Genomic DNA, 24,651 nt, shown 5'->3' with positions numbered 1-24,651 from the left:
TCCTGAAATTTTATAATTTTTTATTTATTTGAATAAATAGCGCTTATGCTGTCCTATAAAAGCCTTACTTTAAAATGTTTTTTTAATTTTAAGTCGTACGCTTATACTATTTAAACCTCTGCCACCGCATTGCGTCCTTTGGCCTTTGCTGCAAACAAAGCATCATCTGCATTTGACAATAAAGCCATCCAGGACACGGCACCAATGGCAACCCCAATACTGACCGAAATCTGAATCTCGTCTCCTGCTGCAGTCACAATATGACGCTCAGCCACTTCAGCCCGAATGTTATCGGCCACAATCAATGCCTGCTGCATCTGGATATTTTCAATCAGCACCAGAAATTCATCGCCCCCATAACGTACCAGCAAATCTGTAGCACGGACATTGGCCTTTAAACGCTCGGCCACCAGCTGAATCACCTGATCGCCAATAATATGCCCATATTGATCATTCACCTGTTTAAAATGATCAATATCAATAATCATCAAACAGGTTTGGCTCAATTGACCCGGCTGATTTTCCATAAAACGAATATATTCTTCTAGCGCGAAACGGTTGGATAATCCGGTCAAAGAATCGGAATGGGCAATATTCTTTAAACGGAACTCTAGCGCATCACGTTCTTGCAACATCTGTTGCAATTTCTGAATGGCAGCGAATAAAGAATCAGAATGATTCACTTCACGCAGCCGCATATCAATTTTCTGACGACCCAAGTTTTTAGACAAACTCAACAACATGCGGCGTGCCTGAATTAGCGGCAGAAAAACCTGTTTACGTGCAAAAATCATGGTTGAAATCGCGGTCAGCAATGAAATCAGCGATACCAACACGCTCCAGATCAAACGCTGCATATTGCTGTTCATCTCTTGAATAGCGGCATCTCTGCTATATTGCAGCAGGTAAGTTTGCAGGTCTACCACAGTCGCAAATTTATCTACGATCGCTTCAGTCAGCTCTGTTCCGCTCAAACGGTAGTCACGTTGCTCCAGACTGTCACTGATCAGCTCACTCACAATCGGTAAGCCTTGCTGAATAAACTCGGTTTCTACCCGCCGATGTAAACGGATGAATTCCTCAGTCTTATCTTTAACAGGTTGAATGGTATCAATCAAGGCCCACAAATAACGCACCTGATGTTGGGTCTGTAAAGAGCGGGTAATATTTTCAGTGGGAAGCGGAGCTTCAAAAGTCACATGCGCCATGATAGACGAGGCCACACGACCGGCCTGATCACGTAAATCAGATAAAAATAGAATCTGGCTAATATAGTTATTCAGAGGGGTCGATGAGCTATCTGAAGCCACTGCCACGTCACGCAAAAGTTCACGGCAACTTTCCCAGGCAGCAAACATGGCCAGAATTGCCTGATCAAGTTCTTGCGCACTGCGTTGCTGACGCGGCATCCGGGTATAGGCATCAACCTGTGCACGTCCTTTTTTCAGGCTGATTTCAAGCTGTGAAAGTTGCTGATTCAGGTTGTTAAAACCGACCTCCGTCAAGACATCAACCGTCTGGGAGAGCTGCCGATCAACCTGCTGTCGATAGCTGATTAACTCTTGCTGATGCTGGGAAAATTCCTGCACCGAACTGGACATGGCTTTATTGGCAGGCGCACGCTCACGCGAAATTTTATTCGCCAGATCAGCGACCTGCTGTAAGGCATTCAATTGTTGATAGGTTTGTCTGGATTTTAAATAACTTTGACTGCTACTCACAATTAAGGGAATACAGATGCAAAGTAAACATAAAATAATAATCGACATCGACCAGTACAAACGTTTACTGATCCACTCAGAGCGTAAGGTATTCATGCTGTTGTATTACGCCCCAATATGACAAACAAAGCTAAATAGATTGATTATTATACAAATAAAACAGGATGGTCTTAAAGCCTTTAGTCTCACTTCACTTATGTTTTTAATGAGTTTTTATCATCTATTATTTTTCAGATATTTAAGTTGGTTCATTTGCAACTTTAATGCAGAGTTTCGTGACCACAGCTCCCTATAAAGTCTTACAAAAACAAGGGAATTTAAGCAACTAAAAAAATATAAAAACTTGCTTTCTGCACTATTTACACCTGCAACAAATAGGTGCATAATGCACCGCATTAGGGCGAGTTAAATTATTCCTCAGCAGATATTTTAGTTTACCCGCAAATTTTGGCGAAAAAACCCCGATTTTCTATGAAAATTGGGGTTTTTTTTAGCTATTGAATTTTAGACCTACATTTTTACTTTTTAATATGCACTATTTTGGTGCTTAAAATTATTATAATATTTCTTCTTATCATCTTTTTTAATTAAAGGTTTTTCAGAAACGGAATGATCCGAAATAAAAAATGCTGGACAAAAAAAAGCCCAACCTTGGGGAAAGCTGGGCGATAAAACAAAAAATTGTGGAGAATCAGGCTAAATCACTATAAAAGTGTGAACTCTAACTTGATTTTCATATTATGTAAAATTCCCCTCAAAATGTAAAGCCGATTGCTCCAGTCAAGATTATAAAACATGCCCATTTAGCTCAAAAAACAGACACCTATTCTAAGATCCAAGCTGATGATGCTTTAAAATCAAGCAATCCAATCAAAGACCTGATGCGCCAGACATTTTGCACTTCTTGACACATTTATGAATTAACTCACCTATTATTAATTGTTTTAATAGATAAATATATTATAATTAATCGTATTAATTGATTAAAATAACAACATAATTTCTCCTTAATCTTTAGTCCCGATTCTATATTTAAAGTCTAGATTTTTGTTATACAAGAGTTTTTATATAAAATAGCTTCGGAGCCTAATACTTGAATTTTACACAAAATTAATACAATGATTTAGCTTAAAAAAATAGCGATTTCGAATTGGATTGACTTAATAAATTGTTACAATACAATACGTTTTATGTTGTACATCTTTTGTAACAAAATGGTAAATATCATGAAAAAACTAGGTTTAGCCACTGCTGTATTATTAGCGATGACCGGTGCTCAAGCATATCAATTCGAAGTTCAAGGTCAGTCAGAGTACATCGACAACACTGCAAATGACAAAGACTTCACTGGCGCTGTTCAAGGTACTTACTACTTCAAAGATGTAGACGCTTCTAAAGGTCCTTTAGCTGAAGCTGCTTTCCTGAACCAAGCTTCTAATGTTGCTCTAGCGTATAGCTATGGCGAAAACGGTCAAGAAGAAGCTGGACGTTCACGTACTGTAAATCATACTTACGGCGTAAAAGGTGAAGCTTACGTTCCAACTTCAGTTGTGCCTGTTTATGCAAGCGCTTCTTATAGCCATACCATTGCTGATAGCAAAACTGCTAACGCAACTGACGATCAAGGCGACCGTTATGCATTAGAACTTGGTGCTTTAGTTGCTCCTAACTTCTTAGTTGCTGTTGGTTATACCAGCGTTGCTGACCAAGCTTCTTTAGATGCATTCAATATTGTGTCTAACGGCGTTGCTAAAGCTGCTCTTGAATCTGCAACAATTGCTGATAAGACAGATGCGATCACTGCACGTACTAAATACGTTGGTGCAATCGACGGTACTAACATGTCAATTGGTTTTGAAAGCGGTTTAGTTTATGGTGAAGATACTGCCTACAACTTAGGTACAACTCTTTTCCTTAACCCACAGTTAAGCGTTGGTGCTTCTTATATGGAATCTAGCTTTGCTGGTTCTCCAGACAAAGCTTGGGGCGCGAACGTAAACTACTTCATTACTCCTGCTGTTGCAGTTGGCGCATCTTATGTAAATGCTAACTACGAAGCAAATCTTGCGCAAACTGCTCAAGTTCGTGATACTCAAACGATCGGCGTAAATGCCAAATTCCGTTTCTAATTTCTGATTAGATTCTGAATCAAAAAAGGACGCATATTGCGTCCTTTTTTATTGTTTTATGACTTCATTTACTCAGGCGTACGTACCAGACTCAAGAAGTGCAAATGACGTTCATATTGGTCAATGATGTCCTGCAATAGATCTTCTTGCGTCCATTCCATCACATCATAGCCCTGCCCGCCTTCTCTTAAAAAGACTTCTGCCTGATAGGAATCTACGCCCGCATTCTCCAGTTCAGACATAAAACTTGGACTTAAAGTCTGAGTGGCATTGACCTGATAGATAAAATTAATTTCATCCTGATGATCAACCCGGAGCTGTATACCGTCTTCTAGCGGGCTAATCACCACGTGTAATCGGCGCCGTTTCAATTCACTTTGAAAGCTGAGAAATGCCTTATTCACTGTATGGTGAATATACTGCTGCACCTCTTCCTGAGTATGCGGATAATGCATGATCAGGCCTAAGCGCTGTTGCCAGCTGCGCGGATTCTGGATCGCACGCGGGGTAATCCGTGCGGCTTGCAACGCATGCATTTTGGTGACATCCAGATGTAGGGCTTTGATTAATCCCCAACACATCAGCAGCATAATGAATGTAAATGGCAAAGCACTCATGATCGTGGCCGATTGCAAGGCCTCTAAGCCGCCCGCCAGCAAGAGGATGATGGCCAGTAAAGCCATGAGCACGGTCCAGAACAGACGCTGCCAGGTCGGTGAATTTTCACTTTTTGCTGTCAGATAATCAGTCACCAATGCTCCTGAATCGGCAGAAGTCACAAAGAACAGTATCACCAGTAAAGTCGCAATGATACTGGTCACTGAGCTGAAAGGCAGGTTCGCTAAAAATTCGAATAGAGCCACAGATGAATCACGCTGAACTGCTTCTAGCAAGCTAGTATTAGCTTCATGCATAATGCTATACAGCGCAGCATTGCCCATAAAGCCCATCCAGATCAGGGTAAATCCAGTCGGAATCAGCAATACACCCACGATAAATTCACGAATACTGCGGCCTTCCGAGACCCGGGCAATAAACATCCCGACAAATGGCGACCAGGAAATCCACCAGGCCCAGTACATGATGGTCCAGCCCCCAATCCAGCCACTTGGCTGATAGGCATACAGATTAAAAGTCATACTGAACAGATTTGAAACATACTGGCCGGCATTCTGAATAGTCGTCTGTAACAGATAAATACTCGGACCTGCCACAAAGACAAAAATCAGCAACAGCAGTGCAAGTACCAAATTTAGTTCAGATAAACGTTTAATTCCTTTGTCTAATCCAAAAAATACGGAAGTCGCCGCCATGGCACTGACCACAATAATCAAAATGACCTGAGTACTGGGTGCCTGTTCAACACCAAACAGGTAATTTAAGCCTGAATTAATCTGGGTCACCCCAAAACCCAGTGTGGTGGCCACACCAAATACCGTACCAATAGTGGCAAAGGTATCTACGCCATCTCCAATCGGACCATAGATCTTTTGACCAATCAGCGGATATAAGGCCGAACGAATTTTTAAAGGCAATTGATGCCGGTAAGCAAAATAAGCTAGCGATAGGCCAACCAGCGTATAAATGGCCCAGGCATGTAAGCCCCAGTGGAAAAAGGTGACCCGCATAGATTGTTGTGCAGCCAGTACAGTTTCCGGTTCACCGGCAGGTGGCGTAACATAATGCATCACCGGTTCGGCCACACCAAAGAACATCAGGCCAATCCCCATGCCTGCGGTGAATAACATCGCAAACCAGGAGGCACTGCTATATTTCGGTTGACTATGCTCGGGCCCCAGTTTGATTTTGCCCATATCCGACAGGGCAATATAAGCCAGAAGGATGATAAATATCGCCACCGACAATACATAGAACCAGCTAAAGGACGTGGTAATCCACTGGTTCAGTTGCTGGGTAAAAACTGAAAAAGCATCGGGTGCAAATACGACCAACGCTAAAAATATCGCAATAATGGCGACAGTACTGATAAAAACATTTGGATTGATATTGGCAAAACAGGATGGTTTTGTGGAAGGCATACATCCTCCATTTTTTAAAAATTGGATCGACAAACAGCGTCAAATAATTATTGGTAAGGTCAAAATGATCAGACAGATTCAGTCTATGGGAGCTAGATCTCCTGCTATTTTAGGATGTGACACAAAATAAAGCCGTTAAGTTACTGTAACAAATACAATAAAAGGATGAGTCTCATTGCCCAGGCGGGTTTTCTCTATTTTTCACGTTCTTTTTATGCGGTAGACGTGCGATATATTGCAAGGCAATTAAGCGGGATACAATCAGCGCCAGATACATCACCCCGACAAACATCTGGATAATGGCTAGCATCCGTGCGACCGGACTGACCGGCATGATATCAGACAGTCCTGTTGCAGATTGCACACTGAAACTGAGAAAAATCAGATCCAGCCAGGGTTGATAGGCTTGCAGATCGGGGTCTGAAAAGCTGTACGGCACCAGCAGCTGACAGATACTGTAGAGGAAGGCAAAGCCCCAGGCCAGCAAGGTAAATACCGCCCCAGCGGCAAACAGTTCATCCTTGGTCAGATAACGGTCATGGAACATATAACGCAAAAGGCCATAGGCTGCACTAAAATAAGCACCAGCTTCAAACAGGTGGGCGGTGACATGGATCCAGGTATAACGCAGTCCCATCACAATCAGGGAGGAAAAGAGAATTGCGCCGGCGACAAAGCTGAGTCCTAAAATGGTAAACATCGGAGTCTGGCGAATGACTCTGGCAATCACCAGCAAAACCAGAACACCCAGTACCCAGGTTCCCGCCCGATAAGACATGCTTCCATAACTCAATACCGACAAGAGCAAGATCAGCAATTGCAGGCACAACAGCCATGCCGAAGGCAAATGGGTAAAGCTGTTCCAGAACTGCTGCAGAGATTGCTTCATAATGCCCTTCTTGTTGCTATTCTTGTTACTATCTTCATGTAGGGAATACATTGTTATTGTTAACAGCTTTTAACATAGCATGCTCAAAGCCACTTGCAGATATACGATTTGTATGAAAATTACTGAAATAACACTGCACAAATCCAGCCAGCTCAATGCAATACGGCATTTATCCTAAAGAAAAAACTTGATGATATCTCCATAAAAAAGCCCCTGACGGGGCTTTTTTAGCGTAGCGCAGATCTTAGTGATCCGATGCGCCTGAGATACCAATACCGGTTTGTGAGCGTACAAACTGCGCATCAAAGGCTTTGCGTTCTGCCTGAGCCTGTGCCGAATTATCCGTCACAGAGAACAACCAGCAGCACAAGAATGACAATGGCATCGCGAAGATTGCAGGACCATTGAACGGGTTCACTGGCGTATCAGAAATACCCAAAGTATCGACCCATACTGCTTTAGACAGCACAATCAAGGTTACTGCGGTTACCAGACCTGCAACACCACCAATCACTGCACCACGTGTCGTCAAGCCTTTCCAGAACATAGACAATACCAGTACCGGGAAGTTGGCACATGCCGCAACAGAGAATGCCAGACCGACCATGAAGGCTACGTTTTGTTTCTCGAACAGAATCCCGAGAATCATCGCGAAGATCGCAAGACCTAAAGTCGCAATTTTAGACATACGTAGTTCAGATTCAGGCGTGGTTTGGCCTTTCTTCAACACGTTGGCATACAAGTCATGCGAAATTGCTGAAGCACCTGACAGGGTCAAACCAGCAACGACTGCAAGAATCGTGGCAAATGCAACTGCAGAAATGAAGCCCATGAACAGGTCACCGCCCACTGCATCAGACAGGTGCACCGCCGCCATGTTATTACCACCGACCAGCTCCAGCTTGCCAGTCACTGCCATTTTCGCAACGTCAAGGAATTGCGGGTTGTTCGATACATACAGAATCGCACCGAAACCAATGATGAAGGTGAGCAGGTAGAAATAACCAATAAAGCCTGTAGCAACCACGACTGATTTACGCGCTTCTTTGGCATCTTTTACCGTGAAGAAACGCATCAGGATATGTGGCAGACCTGCGGTACCAAACATCAATGCCAGACCTAAAGAAATCGCATCAATCGGATTAGATGCCAGACTACCCGGACCCATGATTTTGGTCGCATCTGTCAGGCTCAAGTCATGTACTTTTGAGTAGACACCAATCGCCTGTTCAAACATGTTGGTAAAGCTGAAGCCCACACCTTTCATAACCATGAATGCCATAAAGGTTGCACCAGACAGCAACATCACCGCCTTGATGATCTGTACCCAAGTGGTTGCCAACATACCGCCGAACATCACGTAGGCCATCATCAACAAGCCAACGATCACGACTGCAATGTTATAGTTCAGACCGAATAGAAGTTTGATCAGCTGACCTGCACCCACCATCTGTGCAATCAGATAGAACGCGACCACAACCAGTGAACTTAAAGCAGCCAAGGTACGTACCGGTTTTTCCTGCAAGCGGAAAGACACTACGTCTGACAGGTTGTATTTACCCAGGTTACGCAGACGTTCTGCCACCAGGAACAATACAATCGGCCAGCCCACCATGAAACCCAGTGAATACAGCAAGCCATCAAAACCGGACAGGAATACCATCGCGGAAATACCCAGGAACGATGCAGCTGACATATAGTCACCGGCAATCGCCAGGCCATTCTGGAAACCGGAAATACCGCCACCGGCAGTATAGAAGTCTTTGGTATTGGTGGTTTGTTTTGCTGCCCATTTGGTAATAAACAGCGTAGCACCTACGAAAATCACAAACATGATAATCGCGTGCCAGTTGGTCGCCTGCTGTTCTGCTGCACCCAGATCAGGACCAGCGAATGCAACGCCTGAAGCCACTATCGTGGTCGCCAGGGCAATAAGAGAATTCCATTTCATCTTAGTGGTGTCCTTTTTCATGCGCAATCGCTTCGACTTCACGGATTGCTTCTTCAGTCAATTGATCAAGTTTGTTATTGGCAATGTAGGAATACACACCACACAAGATAAACGACAGGACAATGATACCCAGACCGAGTGGAATACCCCACGTAGTCACACCACCTGAAATTGAAGACAATAGAAATTCTTTGTTGTAACCAACCAGCAACATGAAACCCACATAGACAAATAGCATAATGCCGGTCAACGTCCAGCTGAGCATACTTTTCTTGTGGACCATTTCCTTGAATTTTGGATTTTGTAGAATACGATCTACTTGTACCTCATCCATAATTACTACTCCTGTAGCCCAACCTTGGGCTGCCTATTTTTTAATTCGAATTATCACTGGTGCAAGTTAACAATAATCGTAGGTGCTTGTAATTTAGACTTTGGTCGTTAAAAAATGATCAATTTAAACTGTAGCGTTCACGATGCGTTATCATAGCGGCATGCTCAGTACACATCAGGCTATATGAACAGTTGGCTCATCATAGGGGTACTCGCCCTCTATATCGCATTACTCTTTATCTGCGCTTTCTACGGGGAAAAACATGCCAGCCGGCTGAGTACCCGTGGGCGCATGCTATTGTTTAGTTTAACTTTAGGAGTGTACTGCTCCTCCTGGACCTTTTATGGCGCCACGGGTGCTGCGGTACGTGAAGGGATTATTTTCCTGCCGATCTATCTGGGTCCCCTGCTCTTCGTTGCCGTCGGCTATGACATCTGGCGCCGTCTGGGACGGGTGCGGCAGCATCATGCCATTTCTTCGATCGCTGACTTTGTCGCAGCACGCTATGGTAAAAGTGGTCCCCTCGCCTCGCTGGTAACCATTCTGGCGGTAGTGGCGATTGTGCCCTATCTGGCCTTGCAGTTACGTGCGATTGCCTTAAGTGCCGCCGTCATTCTAGAACCTTCCGCAGGTGTAACCGGCACGACCAATGGCGTGCTGTTTCTAACTGGGGTTCTGGCAATACTGGCGATGATGTTTGGTACCCGGCAGATTGCCAATACTGAACAGCATGGCGGGCTGATGCTGGCCGTAGCATTTGAGTCTTTTGTTAAACTTTTTGCCCTGTTGGCAGTCGCCTGTTTCTTTATGTTTGAAGCACCAGAAAATCTGGCACAGATCAGTAGCGATATCAGTACCACTTTTCATGATGTGCAACTGTTTGGCGTACCACAAAGTTTCTGGATTCAGACCCTACTGGCGGCACTGGCCATTATCTGCCTGCCGCGCCAGTTCCATGTGGCGGTGGTTGAGCTACGTGATGAAAAACATATTCGTGGTGCGCGACGCTGGTTCGCGGTCTATTTGATTCTGACTACCTTGGCGATTATTCCCATTGCCAGCTGGGCACTACATGCTGCACCGCAATACCTGGCCATTCCGGATGTGGCGGTCCTGTCCTTACCACTTAGCTATAATCAGGACTGGTTGACCTTATTGGCATTTCTGGGTGGTTTCTCTGCCTCTACCGGGATGCTGCTGGTGTCTTCCGTGGCACTGTCAATCATGCTCAGCAATGACCTGATCATGCCGGCGTTGTGGCGTTTAAAGCTGATTTCCCGGCATGACAAACGCTTGCCGCTGGTGCTGAAATTTACCCGCCGGGTCTGTATTCTGGGCGTGATGTTGATGGGCTTCCTGTTCTTCAATTTCTTTAATGATATTGACCAGTTGTCGGTTTTTGGTCTGTTGGCATTTAGTGCGGTGGCACAATTCGCCCCTGCCCTGATCGGTGGCCTGTACTGGCGTGGCGGTAGTAAACAGGGTGTCTATGCTGGACTCCTGACCGGTTTTGCCTTGTGGGCTTATACCCTGCTGTTTCCAACCATTTTGCGAAGCCTGCCAGAAGCCTATAGCAGCTTTAGCCAAAGCTTGCTGAATCAAGGGCCTTTTGGCTGGAACTGGTTAAGACCGGAAGCCCTGATCGGTTTTGAGTCTTTTGATCCACTGACGCATGGCGTAGTTTGGGCACTGGGCTTAAATACCCTGCTGTATATCTGGATTTCCCGTATTTTCCGTCCGAGTATTGCCGAACAGATTCAAGCCGAAAGTTTCTTCTATTATGAAACCAAGCCACTACCCTCGCAGAGTCCTTCTACCGAGGTCAGCTATTCGCATCAGGATGTTGCCCGTTTAAAAGTCGGCGATCTGATTACCCTGGCCAAACGCATTACCGGCGAAGGCCCAACCACACGCGCTTTCCAGCAATTCTGTACCCAAAACAGCGTTGAGCTGAATGAAAACAGCAGTGCCAATGGCATGTGGTGGCGTTTCACTGAACAGTATCTGGCGGGGACTATCGGGGCAGCTTCAGCACGTACCCTGCTTACTACCGCCATGGTCAATAATGGCCTGGCCTTGGGTCAGGTCGCCAATATTCTCGATCAGGCCTCGCAATGGCAACGCTTCAATCAGAATCTGATCATGACCATGATTGATCACATGACCCAAGGGGTCAGCGTAGTCGATGAAAACATGTGTCTGGTCGCATGGAACAATCAGTATCTGAAACTGTTCGATTATCCGACCGATATTGTCTATGTCGGTTGTCCAATCGCAGACCTGATCCGTTATAACGCTGAACGTGGTGAATGTGGCCCGGGCTCGGTTGAAGAACATGTACGGAAACGGATTCACTGGATGCAGGTCGGCAGTGCCCATGAATTTGAACGGATTCGTAAAGATGGCCGTGTCATTCAGATGCGCGGCAATCCGATCGAAGGCGGCGGGTTCGTTACCACTTTCGCCGATATTACTGCTTTCCGTGAAAATGAAGCCGTGCTTGAAGCCCGCGTTCAGGACCGTACCCAGCAGCTGGCCGATGCATTGTCCGAGCAGCAACTGGCGCGTGAACAGGCCGATAAGGCCAATATGTCAAAAAGCCGCTTCATTGCAGCCGCCAGTCATGACCTGTTGCAGCCAATGCATGCCGCGCGCCTGTTCAGTACCGCACTCGAACAAAGCGTGCAGAATGATGAAGACCGCAAGACCTTACAACAACTGGATCGTGCTTTGCATGGTGCAGAAAGCATGTTGTCTGCCCTGCTGGATATTGCCCGACTGGAAGGCGGGACCATTCAGCCGAAACGTCAGGCTTATCCGCTGCATGACCTGCTCAGCGATCTGGAACTCCAGTTCAAATCCATCGCTGCACAGCGTGGTATCAAGTTCAGTGTGCATGATGCACAGTTCTGGATTGATACCGATCCGCAATGGATTCGCCGGATTATCCAGAACTTTGTCAGCAATGCCCTGCGTTATACCGCCAAAGGTAAAGTGGTGGTGGGTGTGTTACGTTCGAGTAGCAGACCGAATCATATCCGCATTGGTGTCTGGGATACCGGACCCGGCATTGCCGAAGAACAGCGCATCAAGCTGTTTCAGGAATTTGAACGTTGCGGTCACACCTCACCTTGGGGTGAACAGGGTCTGGGTCTAGGTTTGGCGATCGTACAACGCATGACCAGCATGCTGGACTATCCGGTGCATGTATCTTCTGCGCTGGGCAAAGGCTCCTGCTTTATGATTGAAGTGCCTGTGATTGAGGCACCTAAAGTTGTTGCAGCACCGGTTCAGGCCGTACCTTTAAAGAGCAAAGCCTTTAAGATTCTGTGTCTGGATAATGATGAAACCATTCTGGAAGGCATGTCGACCTTATTGACCAAATGGGGTTATCAGGTGTTTAAAGCCACTGAACCTGAACAAGCAGCCATGCTGATTCAGCAGGAAAATATTCAGGTCTGGCTGGTGGATCAACATCTGAATCAGGACAAGATCGGTCTGGATTTCATTCTGGAACATCGTTCGAAGGATATTCCGGTCGCGTTGATTACCGCCGATTCCGATCCGGAATTGCCGCAACGTCTAAAAGAGCTAAACATTGTTCTGCTGAAAAAACCGCTGAAACCGGCCTCATTACGTTCATGGTTATCTGGACTGAAAATTTCCGACTCCTAAGTAGATAACGATCTGATCAATGCCCATTTCACACCCTGAAATGGGCATTTTTTATACTCAACTGCCACATAAACTTACCTAGCTTGCATAAAATTTATTCTAATGTGCTAAAAGCAGCAAATATGCCGAAAATACAGCTGAATAAATTGACCAAAATGCTCATTTTTTAATTCACTATGGCAAAAACTGACGAATGTATTAATGTACATGTGTACACTTAGTTACAATTAATTATCTTATTGTTTTTAATAAAAATTAAAGAGTAATTTTCCACTACTATAACTTTAGTCGTATTTTTTATCCCCTGCACTTGGCTCTAAAAATAGGGGAATAAGAAACGATCAGTTTCCATCTTATGCAGCCTTAATTTTTTTGGTCGCTGATCTATTTCTGCATATCGGAGTTCTTCACATGAACATAGATCAAAACCATGGCCTGAATCAGACCCAGCAGTTTCACCGTCAATATGGCGCCAATGCCTTATTGCCAAGCATTGACTGGGCACAGATCTTTAAATACAGCAAGCTGAATGATGCCCAGTATCAGGCACTGGAAACGCTGTATCAGAGTGCAGTACCCCTGGCACTGCAAGTCTTTGACGAATTACATTTTGATGTCTTTGAACCTTATGCCTACAAGCCGCAAGGTCTGGGACTATTTGAAAAGATTGCTGAACAGGAAGACAAGCTGATTCAGTCTTTAGAAGCTGAAACAGAGGACCTTCCAGCAAAGACCCGTCATCAGATCTGGAGCATGTTGCTGCGTGGTGGCGCGGTACTGGTCTTTAAGGCCTGGCTGGGTAAAGTCAAAAATGAAGAAGATTGTCTGGACACCAGCCAGTTTGATGAGCTGTCTGATCTGTTATTTATCAAAACCTGCCCACATGAACTGGCACAACGTTTACATGTCGATCCGAATACGCGCGACGAACATGTCTTCCTGATGTATGATAATGAAGTTTATCTGGATCGTTTTAACAGTCTGGAAACTGCAGCACTATTTGTCGATCTCGGTGTTTATGATGCGACTTTCCTGAGTCTGCGTGATGATCGCGTGGCGGAATATCTGAAATCGAAAGGTTATGTCACCGAAGAGCAGATTGACGAATTGCAATGTGCCTTAAATCCATTGTTTTGTGATGATTTCACCCGCAAGCAGGATTATATCGCCTAGCTGATTCAGGCCTTTGCACTCAATTTTGCAGATTTTGCCCATAAAAAAAGACCTCCAAGGAGGTCTTTTTCAATTCGTATATGCAGAATTTACATTTTGCGGTCTTCAATATTCAGTGCATTAATGGCCAATACCGCTTGTGTGCGGTTTTGTACGCCAAGCTTACGGAAGATTGCAGTCACATGCGCTTTAATCGTCGCTTCTGATACATCCAGTTCATAAGCAATCTGCTTGTTTAATAAACCTTCAGCCACCATCATCAATACCCGGAACTGTTGCGGCGTCAAAGACTGGATCCGTTCTGCCAAAGCCGTTTCATCGGCAGCACGCGGATCAAAATTCATATTGGCTGGCAGATTTGGCGGTAACCAGATTTCACCTTCCAGCACTTCACGAATCGCTTCACCGATATGGCTTGGGTGAGCAGATTTAGGAATATAGCCCATCGCACCATGCGCGATCGCACGCTGGATGATGCTGACTTCTTCATGTGCAGACACAACAATAATCGGTAAAGACGGATACTGTGCGCGGACATGCACCAGGGCAGAAAAGCCGGAAGCGCCCGGCAGGTTTAAATCCAGCAGCACAAGATCAGGCTCAGGGCCATTTTCTAGACGTTCATAAAATTCATTGACTGCCGCAGTTTCATGAATCTGGGCTTGTGGCAGGCTATAACGTACAGCTTGAATCAAGGCATGACGAAATAGTGGATGATCATCAACGATTAAAATATTCATAGGCAACGTGAGAGATCTTGGCACGGTAGTCCCTATTCTAACCACACAACCCGGTTAAGGATATGCAAGACACTACAATTTTTAAAATAATATGCAGTTTTTCTTCAAAATTGCCCATTTTTGCACTATTGCAATAATTGTTTAATTCTCATCACTTTTTTATATATCACTTATTCCTCACTGAAAAAGCTTATCTTTATTCAATATAAATATAAATATCATTCACTTACCCACAAAACCTTCCTTAAAAATCAGGCCTTTGTCGTATATCGCAAAATCAGATAACTTTTCAGCTTTTCGTTATTTTACAGCCCTTCGCTGAATCGGGATTAATAGGGTCATTCCGAGATTAACCCTATTTTCAGGTTCTAAATATGTCTAATTTTAATGTGCAAAAACCCTTAAATATTGTGGCCGTATCTGGCGGTTTAAATCATCCTTCAAAAACCGAAGCTTTGGTTCAGGCGATTCTGGATGAGCTTGGAGAAGCGACATCTATTAATGTGCATTTCATTAAATTTAGCGAAATTGGTTCGCTCTTGGGCGGCGCGATTTATCGCAATCAGTTGCCGCAACGCGTTCAGAATGATCTGGCAGCAGTAGAAGCCGCAGATGCGCTGATTGTGGGCACTCCTGTGTACCGCGCTTCATTTACCGGCCTGTTCAAGCATTTCTTTGACTTTGTTGAGCAAACGGCGCTGGTCGATGTTCCGGTATTACTGGCAGCTTCTGGTGGCAGTGACCGTCATGCGCTAGTGCTTGAACATCAACTGCGTCCTTTATTCAGCTTCTTTCAGGCACAGACTTTACCGATTGGGGTCTATGCCACCGACCGCGATTTCACCCCTGAATATACCATTCACAGTGAATTGCTCCGCGACCGGATTACCCTGGCTGTGGCGCGTGCATTGCCGATTCTTGAATGGGCACCAGCCAAGGGACAACGTGCTGAAGTCATCAAAGAAAAAACCATTCAAGCGAGTCAAAATCTGGGCATTAACAAGCAGATCGAACAGGAAGAAGTGCTGCCTTCAGCAGCCGTGCCGAGCCTGGATGCCGCAGAATCGCGCTTGCACAGCAAGAAAGCACCAAAGACTCAAGTGGCTTGAACACAGCATTGCAGAGGGCGATGAATATGTCGAATGATAAAAATATCGTATTTGCCTATTGGGTGCCGAATGTCAGTGGTGGCCTGGTGGTTAGTAATATCGAGCAGCGCACCGACTGGAGCTATGACTATAACGTGCGTCTGGCACAAACCGCTGAACAGGCAGGCTTTGATTATGCCCTGACCCAGATCCGTTTTACTGCCGGCTATAACGCAGAAAACCAGCATGAATCGGTCAGCTTCAGTCATGGCATTCTGGCCAAAACTGAACGCCTGAAAGTCATTGCCGCGATTCTGCCGGGTCCATGGAAGCCGGCACTGGCTGCAAAACAACTGGCGACGATTGACCATCTGAGCAATGGCCGGATCGCGATCAATGTGGTCAGTGGCTGGTTCCGCGGTGAGTTTGATGCCATTGGTGAAGAATGGCCGGAACATGACGAGCGTTATGCCCGTTCGGAAGAGTTTATCCGTAGCCTGAAAGGGGTCTGGAGCCAGAATAACTTTAATTTTGAAGGTAAATATTATCAATTCAAAGACTATACCCTGAGTCCAAAACCGCTACAAAAACCGCATATTGAAATCTTTCAGGGCGGCAGTTCCCGGGCAGCACGTGATATGGCTTCTCGCGTATCTGACTGGTACTTCACCAATGGCAATACCCCGGAAGAGCTGAAAAAACAGATCGATGATATTCGTGAAAAAGCCAAGGCAAATCATCACTCGGTGAAAATCGGCGTAAATGCCTTTGTGATTGCACGGGATAGCGAAGAAGAAGCTCAGGCTGTATTGCAGGAAATTATTAGCAAGGCCAATGTGCAGGCAGTGAAATCTTTTGGTGAAGCGACCCGTGAAGCCGGCGCAGCAAGTCAGGAAGGTGAAGGCAACTGGGCCAAATCCACCTTTGAAGATCTGGTGCAATACAATGACGGGTTCCGCACCAATCTGATCGGGACACCGCAGCAGATTGCTGAACGGATTATCGAGCTGAAAAAAGTTGGCGTTGATCTGATTCTGTCAGGCTTCCTGCACTTTATTGAAGAGGTTGAATATTTTGGCCAGAAGGTGCTGCCTTTGGTCCGTGAGCTTGAAGCACAACAGGCAACACCTGTGCAGCAAGAAGAAGCTGAGCCCGTATAATCATTCCAATAAATCTCAGCAGATTCATTCCCTTCCTCAAGGCTCGGCTTGGGGGATTTTTTTATGTGATAAAATTGTTGTCTGGCTAGGTTTAAGACCATCAATTCCTTAAAATTCTGCACTAACGACTTTCCAAGAATTTTAACAATGCAACTGATCTGGTTTCGTCAAGACCTCCGCATTCATGATCATGCCGCGCTCTGGCATGCCACGCAGCAAGGACCCTGTTTTGCTCTCGTGGTTCTCTCTCCCGAACAATGGAAACTGCATCAGGATGCCCGGATTAAAATCGATTTTTATCTGCGCCGCCTCAGCATCTTAAAGCAGCAGTTAACGCAGCTGAATATTCCATTAATCATTTTAAATATTCCCTTATGGCAAGACCTGCCTGCCGAAATGCGAAGCCTGTGCCAAAAACTGCAGATTGATACGCTACATGCCAATATTGAAGTGGGCGTGAATGAACTGCAACGTGATGCACAGGTACAGCAGATGCTGGAACAGCAGCAGATCCGGGTCGAGCTGTATCATGATCGCAGCCTGTTTCCACTAACCAGTATCCGCAATCAGTCCAATCAACCCTATCAGGTCTATAGCGCATTCAAGAAAAAATGCTATGAGCGACTGATTCAGAATATACCGGGCTGCTATCCTGCCATTCAGCCTCAAGATCCGTTTGAATTACCAGACCAGCTGACCAGCTTTAATCTGCAAAAATTTGCGGCTGATTATAAGGTTGATCATGCTGCCCAGCTCTGGCCTGCAGAAGATCAAGCTGCCTTTGAGCTGCTCGATGATTTTATCGAGGATAAAATAGCTCACTATAAAACCGAGCGAGAGCTACCTGCAGTCGATGGTACCAGCCGCCTGTCACCGTATCTGAATATCGGTATTCTCTCGATCCGTCAATGTATGCAGACCCTGTTTAAGGACAGTTATTTCCAGATTGATGATATCGGTCAGCAGACCTGGCTGGATGAACTGCTCTGGCGCGAGTTTTATCTGCATACCCTGTTTGATTTTCCCCGTGTATCTAGGCATCGGCCTTTTAAGGAAAATACCGATAACATCCAGTGGCGCAATGCACCGGATAATTTGGCTGCCTGGCAACAAGGACAAACCGGGATTCCAATTGTCGATGCCGGCATGCGGCAAATGCGGGCCACTGGCTGGATGCATAACCGGGTGCGCATGATTACTGCGATGTTTCTATGTAAAAACCTGCTGATTGACTGGCGTCTGGGAGAAAGCTGGTTCATGCAGCATCTGATTGATGGCGATTTGGCAGCGAACAATGGCGGTTGGCAATGGTGTGCCTCGACCGGCATGGATGCCGTACCTTATTTCCGGATTTTTAACCCGGTCAGCCAGTCACAGAAGTTTGACCCGAATGGGGATTACATCCGTCAATGGGTGCCAGAACTGACACATCTGAATGCTAAATCTATTCATGAACCCTATGCTAAAAATCCGGATCTTGCACTGGATTATCCAAAACCGATTGTGGATTTAAAAGCCTCTCGTGTAAGAGCGATTGAAGCGTTTAAGCAAATTTAAAACCAAACTTTTTCATCCCGAATAAAACAGCCTCCGATAAAGAGGCTGTTTTATTTTTAGATCAGGAATAAAAACTCGGATCAGGCACTTTTCCAGTCAGCACCCATTCCCCCACTTCCTGATATTTATAATCGATCGGGTCATGCAAGGTCTGGGTGCGGACATTGCGCCAGAAACGGTCAAGATTGAGCTTGGCCGTGGTGGCCCGCGCACCCATCACCTGGAAAATATTCTGGGTAATATAGAGAGAGGTATTGGTTGCGGCAATTTTGGCTGTGGCAATGGCAACTGAGACTTCACCGCGCTGCTCAGCTGTTAAATCATTCCCAAGCTCCCAGGCTGCCTGTAAAGTCTGAACCGCTTTATCTGCCAGTAAGCGTACACTTTCCAGTTGTACATAAAACTCGGCAAAATGCTTCTGGGTAAAAGGATCATTCACTGCATCGTCTGCCAGTGATTTGGACCAGGCTTTTTGGGTCTGTACGCCCTGTCTGGCGATTTCAAATGCTCCTTCTGCCACGCCCAAAAACAGATGCACGAAAATCAGCTGGGCAATCAAAGGCCGTAGACTGGAATACGGCGTACTCAGTGGACCTGGATTTAACAGCAATTCATCTTCATGAATGTTGACCTGCTCAAAATGGCTGGTACCACTGTCGGTCTGGCGTTGGCCCATATTGTTCCAGTCACCCAGAAAACTCACACCCTCTCGCTGGGTCGGAATCACACCTATCAGCAATTTTCCGGCTTCGTTATAGCCCGAACACAACAACATATCTGAATCGATCGAACCCGAGCAGAAGCTTTTATCACCATGGAAAATATATTCGTTTTCTGAAACTTTTATGGCTGTGGTACGACGATCCAGTGGATTTAGAGTATTACCCCAAAACAGATTATTTTGGGCAGTCTGTTCAAACCACGCACCATATTGTTCAGGTTGAGAAAATAATTGAACGGTCGCAATCAGCAAATGGTGAAAGCCGTAGACATGGGCCAATGAACTGTCGACTTGGGCAATGGTCTGAATGGTGCTAAAAATGGTCGGCCAATCTGCTTCCTGACCGCCATACTGCTTCGGAATAGACAGGCCAAGCAAGCCACTCTGGCGAATCAGGTCACGCTCAGCTTTGGGATTCCCCCCCTGTTTATCCCGTTCTGCTGCAGTCTGGGCGAAAGTTTCAGCCAGTTCCCGGGCAATCTCTAAGGGCAACTGATCGAGATATGATTGTCGTATATTCATTGTTTTTGGACCTATATTCAGCATGGCTTGAGCTTAGCAGATTGCAGCCTGTCACTATATCCGAAAGCATGCAGAGCTTATTCCCGATATAAAAATACCGGCGGGATGCCGGTATTGGAAAAGCTTAAATTTAAGCGTTATTACGCTGTACCTCTGCGATCAAATGATCCACCACCTGCGGTTCAGCCAGGGTTGAAGTATCTCCGAGACTATCCAGCTCATCGGCTGCAATTTTTCGCAGGATCCGCCGCATGATTTTGCCGGAGCGGGTTTTTGGCAAGGCCGGTGCCCAGTGCAAGGCGTCTGGTGTAGCCACTGGACCAAGAATCTTGCGTACCCAGCTGACCAGTTCTCCACGTAATTGATCTGAACTGGCAACATCAGCCTGCAAAGTCACAAAGGCACAAATGCCCTGACCTTTAATGTCATGCGGCATACCCACTACAGCGGCCTCAGCCACCGATTCATGCGCCACCAGTGCACTTTCAATTTCTGCCGTACCTAGACGATGTCCGGACACATTCAGGACATCATCGACACGACCGGTAATCCAGTAATAACCATCTTTATCGCGACGCGCCCCATCTCCGGTAAAATAAGTACCGGGATAGGTAGAGAAATAAGCTTCAATAAAACGCTCCGGGTCTCCCCAAATGGTACGCATCTGACCCGGCCAGGAATCCTTAATCACCAGATTTCCCTCAGCTTCACCCTCCAGTTCCTTGCCATCAGCATCGACAATAGCCGGTTGTACCCCGAAGAAAGGCCGTGTCGCAGAACCCGGTTTTAAATCAGTCGCACCCGGCAATGGTGTAATCATGAAACCGCCTGTTTCGGTTTGCCACCAGGTATCGATGACGGGACAGCGGCTTTCACCGACCACGGTGTAGTACCAGTTCCAGGCTTCCGGATTAATTGGCTCACCGACTGAACCTAAAATTCTCAGGCTACTGCGATCACTTTCCCGCACAAAAGCATCGCCCTCACGCATCATGGCGCGGATCGCGGTCGGTGCAGTGTAGAGAATGGTGACGTTATGCTTATCGACAATATGTCCGGTACGCGCCCAGCTTGGATATTGCGGTACACCTTCAAACATCACAGTGGTGGTCCCATTCGAAAGTGGCCCATACAGCACATAGGAATGTCCAGTGATCCAGCCGACATCTGCGGTACACCAGAACACATCATCCTGCTTGATATCAAACGCTTCACGGAAGGTGCAATTCACATAAGTCAGATAACCGCCAGTGGTATGCATCACGCCCTTGGGCTTGCCGGTGGAACCTGAGGTATACAGGATAAACAGCGGATCTTCGGCATTCATCGGTTCCGGTGGGCAGATGTCATTCACTGACATAATTTCCGTGTGATACCACAGATCACGCCCTTCCTGCATTTCAATCGGGTTACCGGTGCGGTGTACCACCATTACATTTTGAATCGAGTCTGTACCTGCCAGTTTTAGTGCCTCATCGACATTGGCTTTCAGCGGAATGGCCTTACCGCCGCGCATGCCGGAATCGGCTGTAATCACCATTTTCGCCTGACAGTCTTCAATCCGGCTGGCCAAAGAATCTGGCGAGAAACCACCAAATACCACGCAATGCACCGCCCCGATCCGGGCACAGGCCAACATAGCAATCGCAGCTTCAGAAACCATCGGCATATACAGCATGACCCGGTCGCCTTTCTGGATGCCATTTTTCTTCAGCACATTGGCAAAACGGCAGGTTTCATCATGCAGCTCGGCAAAGGAAATAATCTTGTGCCGCGAAGGATGATCCCCTTCCCAGATGATGGCCGGTTTATAAGGATGTTCTTTCAGGTGCCGATCCAGACAATTGGCACTGACATTGAGCTGACCATCGGCAAACCATTCGATTTTAAAATCGTCTTTGTTAAAGCTGGTATTTTTGACTTGGGTGAAGGGCTTGATCCAGTCCAGACGTTGCGCCTGTTCTGCCCAAAATTTATCTGGCTGTTCTATAGAATATTGATAACGTTCAAAGTACTGGTCTTCGAGCGTACGTGCTGTTTTTTTAAATTCTTCGGGTACTGGATAGATCTCTTGCATAGGTCACTTCCTTGATTTTGTTCTATCTCATCACGAGAGGTTAATGCTGCGTTGTTGATTGTTTTTTATGCATAATGGCAGTATGGCCTGCTTATTTCAAATCCGGCAATCATGCTTTCGTCGTAGATTATTTATACAAATTCAATCAAAATAAACCACAACTTACAGTACAGAATCTTCTGCGCAAATGTGTATGATCTGTAGCACAGCCCTTAAAAATAAAATTGACCGCTTGTGGTTATTTCATCTGATTTAGCAGGATACGCTTTATGAAATCGCCTGAATCTCCCTACTTTAGCCCGCCTGCGCTGCCTGCATCGGATCATCCCCTGTCGATGAAAGGCCGCTTCGGACGCTTGAGCTTTATTGCCTGGTCGGCATTTCTGTATTTCATCTTTTTATTTGGTAGTATTGCACTGGGTCTCAGCATTGATATAGTGAATATTTCTACCCACTCCATGGATCCCAACTGGCTGATTTCATTGCAAGGCTTGGCCAGTATCGGTGTACTGGTCATGGTTCTGGTCTATGTGTATTTCGCTTTAGTGGTGACTGTTCGCCGTTTGCATGATATGAACCGCAGTGGCTGGTGGGCGCTATTATTTTTACTGCCGCTAGTCAACATTTTTGTATGGCTTTATATCGTTTTTGGTTCGGGCGATCGAGGCACTAATCAGTATGGTCCGGCACGGATGACCTTGCTCTGGGAAAAAATTCTGGCCTGGCTGATGATTATCCTGACCCTGCTTAGCTTGTTGGGATCTATCGCTTTATTCAGTTATATGAGCGGTGAAGAACAAACACCTACCCCTACTGAAATGATGCAAAAAACCACCAAATACTTTTAACAACAGCGCCGTTATTTTTAAAATTATCCACTGGTGACTTCAAGCCCTTATTAATTTTTTGCTGAACATCAGGCAAAATAGGCAAAATTTGAATTGTGGAATTTTTGTGGCAGAGCAAAACAATACCTTAAGCCAGGTAACTGAGGGCACCACGGAGTTGTTACATCAGGCAACTGAAAAAACGACCAAGACCGTGATTGAACATACCGCCAAGTATAATGATGCCTACAGCACCATTGACAAAATCATGGAGGGCTTCTGGGAGCGTGTGCCTTATTTCTGTATCGCACTGATCGTGATTACAATTTTCTGGTTACTCTCCAAAGTCTTCAAGTTTTTCGTACGTAAAACTTTGGAAAACCGTTCTTATACCCGCCAGAATCTGGTATTGGTCCTCAACCGTGTCGGCAGTACCTTTATTATTTTCTTTGGTATTCTGATTGGACTGGTGATTGCGGTTCCTGGCTTTACCCCGGGTCAGCTGATGAGTGCCCTCGGAATTGGTTCGGTCGCGATCGGTTTTGCCTTCAAGGATATTTTCCAGAACCTGCTCTCTGGCGTGTTGATTCTGCTCAGTGAACCGTTCAAGATTGGCGATGACATTATCGTGAATGGCATGGAAGGTACGGTTGAAGATATCCAGATTCGTGCAACCTTTTTACGCTCACCGGATGGCCGCCGTATCGTCATTCCAAACGCGACCGTCTACACCAGTGCGGTTACGGTGAATACCGCCTATACCCGTCGCCGCTGCGAATTCGTCGTGGGTATCGGCTATGAAGATGACATCCAGAAAGCCAAGGACCTGATCACCGCTATTTTAGATAAAGATCCGACCATCCTCAGCCAACCGGGCTTTAGTGTCAATGTGACGGCGCTGGCTGACTTTTCCATTACCCTGAAAGCCTTCTGGTGGGTCGATACCACTGAAACCGGCACCGGAACTTCAATCAGTGCGGTGCAGGAACGTGTGATTCAGGCTTTTGCCGAGCATAATATTTCGATTCCGTATCCGGTACAGGAAGTCAAAGTCTATCGTGGTGAGGGCAATGAAGAGGCTTCAGCCCGTGCTAAACAGTCGACCTAAAACATAAGGAATCACGGTTTCTGTACGGATAATACGGTTGCCCAGGCTCACAGCCTGGCAGCCGTTTTTTATGAGTAAATCAACTTCATATGGAATAAATCCACCCTCCGGACCAATAATAATCGTACAGGGATGCTCAATCGCAAATGGCATCGCTTGCTCTGCATAAGGATGTGCCACATAAGCCGGACCATCCGTACTAATCAAACCCGGCAAGATATCTTCAACAAAGGGTTTAAAGCGTTTATATAGCTCGATTTTCGGAGCAACCGTATCCCCTGCCTGTTCTAGCCCCAATTCGATATAATGATTTAACTGCTGTAAAAATGGGGTTTGCCAATAGCTTTTATCGACGCGGTAGCTATGCAGTAAAATGATTTTTTCAACGCCCAAAGTGACACTATCCATGATCAGACGGCGCAGCACTTTCGGACGTGGCAAGGCCACAATTAAAGTCACTGGCAATTTTTCTGGAACAGCTTCTTCTTGCAGCGGTTTCAAGCGCACTGCTTTTTCAGAGATTTCGACAATCTCAGTCAGGTAACGCAGACCTTCCCGAATTCCGACTTTTAACGTATCTCCCACCTGGATCTGCAAATGCTGCTGTAAATGTTCCAGTTGCCGAGTTGAGGTAATGGACCAAAGTTCAGTTTCGGTTTGACGTGAATCAAGCAGGATGATGTTCATAAAAAAGAAGACAAAAAAAATATGATATATCCCTCTATTGGCTAGAGGGTGGCGACAGGGATGTCGCCTGCAGTGCTGAGGGACAGGACGTCCCTTCAGCACTGCAAAAGGCTTTTGTTACTTTTGGCCCGACAAAAGTAAGATACTGCCTACGCTATAAAAAATATATTCTGTACCTCATCAAAAGGCCGTGATTGCCCTTTGAATTGATTTAACATCGCCTCAAATCATAATTAGATCAAATTATTATTGT

General features: G+C 45.9%; 17 protein-coding genes. 8 read left to right on the top strand and 9 right to left on the bottom strand.

Annotated features, from left to right (window positions below; translation table 11 throughout):
• Positions 1-110: 110 nt before the first annotated feature.
• Positions 111-1,817: a diguanylate cyclase gene (locus ACIG3F_RS05630; RefSeq protein WP_396469551.1), complete on the bottom strand. Its 1,707-nt coding sequence runs from the start codon at positions 1,815-1,817 to the stop codon at positions 111-113.
• 1,118 nt (positions 1,818-2,935) lie between these two features.
• Here ACIG3F_RS05630 and omp33-36 point away from each other — a divergent pair.
• Positions 2,936-3,850: a porin Omp33-36 gene (gene omp33-36, locus ACIG3F_RS05625; protein WP_257220113.1), complete on the top strand. Its 915-nt coding sequence runs from the start codon at positions 2,936-2,938 to the stop codon at positions 3,848-3,850.
• A gap of 68 nt (positions 3,851-3,918) precedes the next feature.
• Here omp33-36 and ACIG3F_RS05620 read toward each other — a convergent pair whose 3' ends face one another.
• From ACIG3F_RS05620 to ACIG3F_RS05605, 4 genes are all read right to left on the bottom strand, one after another.
• Positions 3,919-5,889: a BCCT family transporter gene (locus ACIG3F_RS05620; RefSeq protein ID WP_396469550.1), complete on the bottom strand. Its 1,971-nt coding sequence runs from the start codon at positions 5,887-5,889 to the stop codon at positions 3,919-3,921.
• Between the two features lie 172 nt (positions 5,890-6,061).
• Positions 6,062-6,778 (bottom strand): ion channel, encoded by a 717-nt coding sequence (locus ACIG3F_RS05615; protein WP_396469549.1) that lies wholly within the window; start codon positions 6,776-6,778, stop codon positions 6,062-6,064.
• 244 nt (positions 6,779-7,022) lie between these two features.
• Positions 7,023-8,729 carry a cation acetate symporter gene (locus ACIG3F_RS05610; protein ID WP_004729195.1) on the bottom strand — a complete coding sequence of 569 codons (1,707 nt, stop codon included), beginning with the start codon at positions 8,727-8,729 and terminating at the stop codon, positions 7,023-7,025.
• A gap of 1 nt (position 8,730) precedes the next feature.
• A complete protein-coding gene (locus tag ACIG3F_RS05605; RefSeq protein ID WP_396469548.1) occupies positions 8,731-9,063 on the bottom strand; it encodes a DUF485 domain-containing protein in 333 nt (110 codons plus the stop codon).
• A 183-nt stretch (positions 9,064-9,246) separates the two neighbouring features.
• On the opposite strand from ACIG3F_RS05605, the gene ACIG3F_RS05600 reads away from it, so the two are divergent.
• Together ACIG3F_RS05600 and ACIG3F_RS05595 are read left to right on the top strand one after the other, a co-directional pair.
• Positions 9,247-12,738: a PAS domain-containing hybrid sensor histidine kinase/response regulator gene (locus tag ACIG3F_RS05600; RefSeq protein WP_086044222.1), complete on the top strand. Its 3,492-nt coding sequence runs from the start codon at positions 9,247-9,249 to the stop codon at positions 12,736-12,738.
• A 411-nt stretch (positions 12,739-13,149) separates the two neighbouring features.
• Entirely contained in the window at positions 13,150-13,911 is a 762-nt protein-coding gene (locus ACIG3F_RS05595) for a hypothetical protein (RefSeq protein ID WP_004647267.1), read from the top strand.
• Positions 13,912-14,000: 89 nt separating this feature from the next.
• Here the strand turns inward: ACIG3F_RS05595 and ACIG3F_RS05590 are convergent, their stop codons facing one another.
• Positions 14,001-14,651 carry a response regulator transcription factor gene (locus ACIG3F_RS05590; protein ID WP_004281370.1) on the bottom strand — a complete coding sequence of 217 codons (651 nt, stop codon included), beginning with the start codon at positions 14,649-14,651 and terminating at the stop codon, positions 14,001-14,003.
• Between the two features lie 374 nt (positions 14,652-15,025).
• Here ACIG3F_RS05590 and msuE point away from each other — a divergent pair, with 374 nt between their 5' ends.
• The 3 genes from msuE to ACIG3F_RS05575 all read left to right on the top strand — a co-directional run bounded on the left by msuE (position 15,026) and on the right by ACIG3F_RS05575 (position 18,456).
• Positions 15,026-15,760, top strand: a complete 735-nt coding sequence (gene msuE / locus ACIG3F_RS05585; RefSeq protein ID WP_396469547.1) for an FMN reductase — start codon at positions 15,026-15,028, stop codon at positions 15,758-15,760.
• 26 nt (positions 15,761-15,786) lie between these two features.
• Positions 15,787-16,899 carry a dimethylsulfone monooxygenase SfnG gene (gene sfnG / locus ACIG3F_RS05580; RefSeq protein WP_148335100.1) on the top strand — a complete coding sequence of 371 codons (1,113 nt, stop codon included), beginning with the start codon at positions 15,787-15,789 and terminating at the stop codon, positions 16,897-16,899.
• Between the two features lie 147 nt (positions 16,900-17,046).
• Complete coding sequence (locus ACIG3F_RS05575) at positions 17,047-18,456, top strand: cryptochrome/photolyase family protein (protein WP_396469546.1); 1,410 nt, start codon at positions 17,047-17,049, stop codon at positions 18,454-18,456.
• Between the two features lie 61 nt (positions 18,457-18,517).
• Here the strand turns inward: ACIG3F_RS05575 and ACIG3F_RS05570 are convergent, their stop codons facing one another.
• Positions 18,518-19,699, bottom strand: coding sequence for an acyl-CoA dehydrogenase family protein (locus ACIG3F_RS05570; RefSeq protein ID WP_396469545.1), 1,182 nt, complete (start codon positions 19,697-19,699; stop codon positions 18,518-18,520).
• A gap of 130 nt (positions 19,700-19,829) precedes the next feature.
• Complete coding sequence (gene acs / locus ACIG3F_RS05565) at positions 19,830-21,776, bottom strand: acetate--CoA ligase (RefSeq protein ID WP_004281359.1); 1,947 nt, start codon at positions 21,774-21,776, stop codon at positions 19,830-19,832.
• 269 nt (positions 21,777-22,045) lie between these two features.
• Between acs and ACIG3F_RS05560 the strand changes: the two genes are divergently transcribed.
• Positions 22,046-22,624, top strand: a complete 579-nt coding sequence (locus tag ACIG3F_RS05560; protein WP_396469544.1) for a DUF805 domain-containing protein — start codon at positions 22,046-22,048, stop codon at positions 22,622-22,624.
• 106 nt (positions 22,625-22,730) lie between these two features.
• Entirely contained in the window at positions 22,731-23,711 is a 981-nt protein-coding gene (locus ACIG3F_RS05555; protein ID WP_114540950.1) for a mechanosensitive ion channel family protein, read from the top strand.
• Here the strand turns inward: ACIG3F_RS05555 and ACIG3F_RS05550 are convergent.
• On the bottom strand, positions 23,685-24,398 hold the full coding sequence (locus tag ACIG3F_RS05550) for a 16S rRNA (uracil(1498)-N(3))-methyltransferase (RefSeq protein WP_155861666.1): 714 nt from the start codon (positions 24,396-24,398) through the stop codon (positions 23,685-23,687). The two genes, ACIG3F_RS05555 and ACIG3F_RS05550, sit on opposite strands and share 27 nt — an antisense overlap.
• Between the last annotated feature and the right edge of the window lie 253 nt (positions 24,399-24,651).

Origin of the sequence: Acinetobacter sp. NPDC052428 (assembly GCF_044547685.1) — a bacterium.
GTDB lineage: Bacteria > Pseudomonadota > Gammaproteobacteria > Pseudomonadales > Moraxellaceae > Acinetobacter > Acinetobacter lwoffii_G.
The sequence above is the reverse complement of the archived record's forward strand: the minus strand, read 5'-3'. Positions and strand labels throughout refer to the sequence as shown.

Bases quoted from the DNA above. Each gene is read 5' to 3' on its own strand.
- ACIG3F_RS05630 (WP_396469551.1), bottom strand. From the start codon at position 1,817: ATGAATACCTTACGCTCTGAGTGGATCAGTAAACGTTTGTACTGGTCG.
- omp33-36 (WP_257220113.1), top strand. From the start codon at position 2,936: ATGGTAAATATCATGAAAAAACTAGGTTTAGCCACTGCTGTATTATTA.
- ACIG3F_RS05620 (WP_396469550.1), bottom strand. From the start codon at position 5,889: ATGCCTTCCACAAAACCATCCTGTTTTGCCAATATCAATCCAAATGTT.
- ACIG3F_RS05615 (WP_396469549.1), bottom strand. From the start codon at position 6,778: ATGAAGCAATCTCTGCAGCAGTTCTGGAACAGCTTTACCCATTTGCCT.
- ACIG3F_RS05610 (WP_004729195.1), bottom strand. From the start codon at position 8,729: ATGAAATGGAATTCTCTTATTGCCCTGGCGACCACGATAGTGGCTTCA.
- ACIG3F_RS05605 (WP_396469548.1), bottom strand. From the start codon at position 9,063: ATGGATGAGGTACAAGTAGATCGTATTCTACAAAATCCAAAATTCAAG.
- ACIG3F_RS05600 (WP_086044222.1), top strand. From the start codon at position 9,247: ATGAACAGTTGGCTCATCATAGGGGTACTCGCCCTCTATATCGCATTA.
- ACIG3F_RS05595 (WP_004647267.1), top strand. From the start codon at position 13,150: ATGAACATAGATCAAAACCATGGCCTGAATCAGACCCAGCAGTTTCAC.
- ACIG3F_RS05590 (WP_004281370.1), bottom strand. From the start codon at position 14,651: ATGAATATTTTAATCGTTGATGATCATCCACTATTTCGTCATGCCTTG.
- msuE (WP_396469547.1), top strand. From the start codon at position 15,026: ATGTCTAATTTTAATGTGCAAAAACCCTTAAATATTGTGGCCGTATCT.
- sfnG (WP_148335100.1), top strand. From the start codon at position 15,787: ATGTCGAATGATAAAAATATCGTATTTGCCTATTGGGTGCCGAATGTC.
- ACIG3F_RS05575 (WP_396469546.1), top strand. From the start codon at position 17,047: ATGCAACTGATCTGGTTTCGTCAAGACCTCCGCATTCATGATCATGCC.
- ACIG3F_RS05570 (WP_396469545.1), bottom strand. From the start codon at position 19,699: ATGAATATACGACAATCATATCTCGATCAGTTGCCCTTAGAGATTGCC.
- acs (WP_004281359.1), bottom strand. From the start codon at position 21,776: ATGCAAGAGATCTATCCAGTACCCGAAGAATTTAAAAAAACAGCACGT.
- ACIG3F_RS05560 (WP_396469544.1), top strand. From the start codon at position 22,046: ATGAAATCGCCTGAATCTCCCTACTTTAGCCCGCCTGCGCTGCCTGCA.
- ACIG3F_RS05550 (WP_155861666.1), bottom strand. From the start codon at position 24,398: ATGAACATCATCCTGCTTGATTCACGTCAAACCGAAACTGAACTTTGG.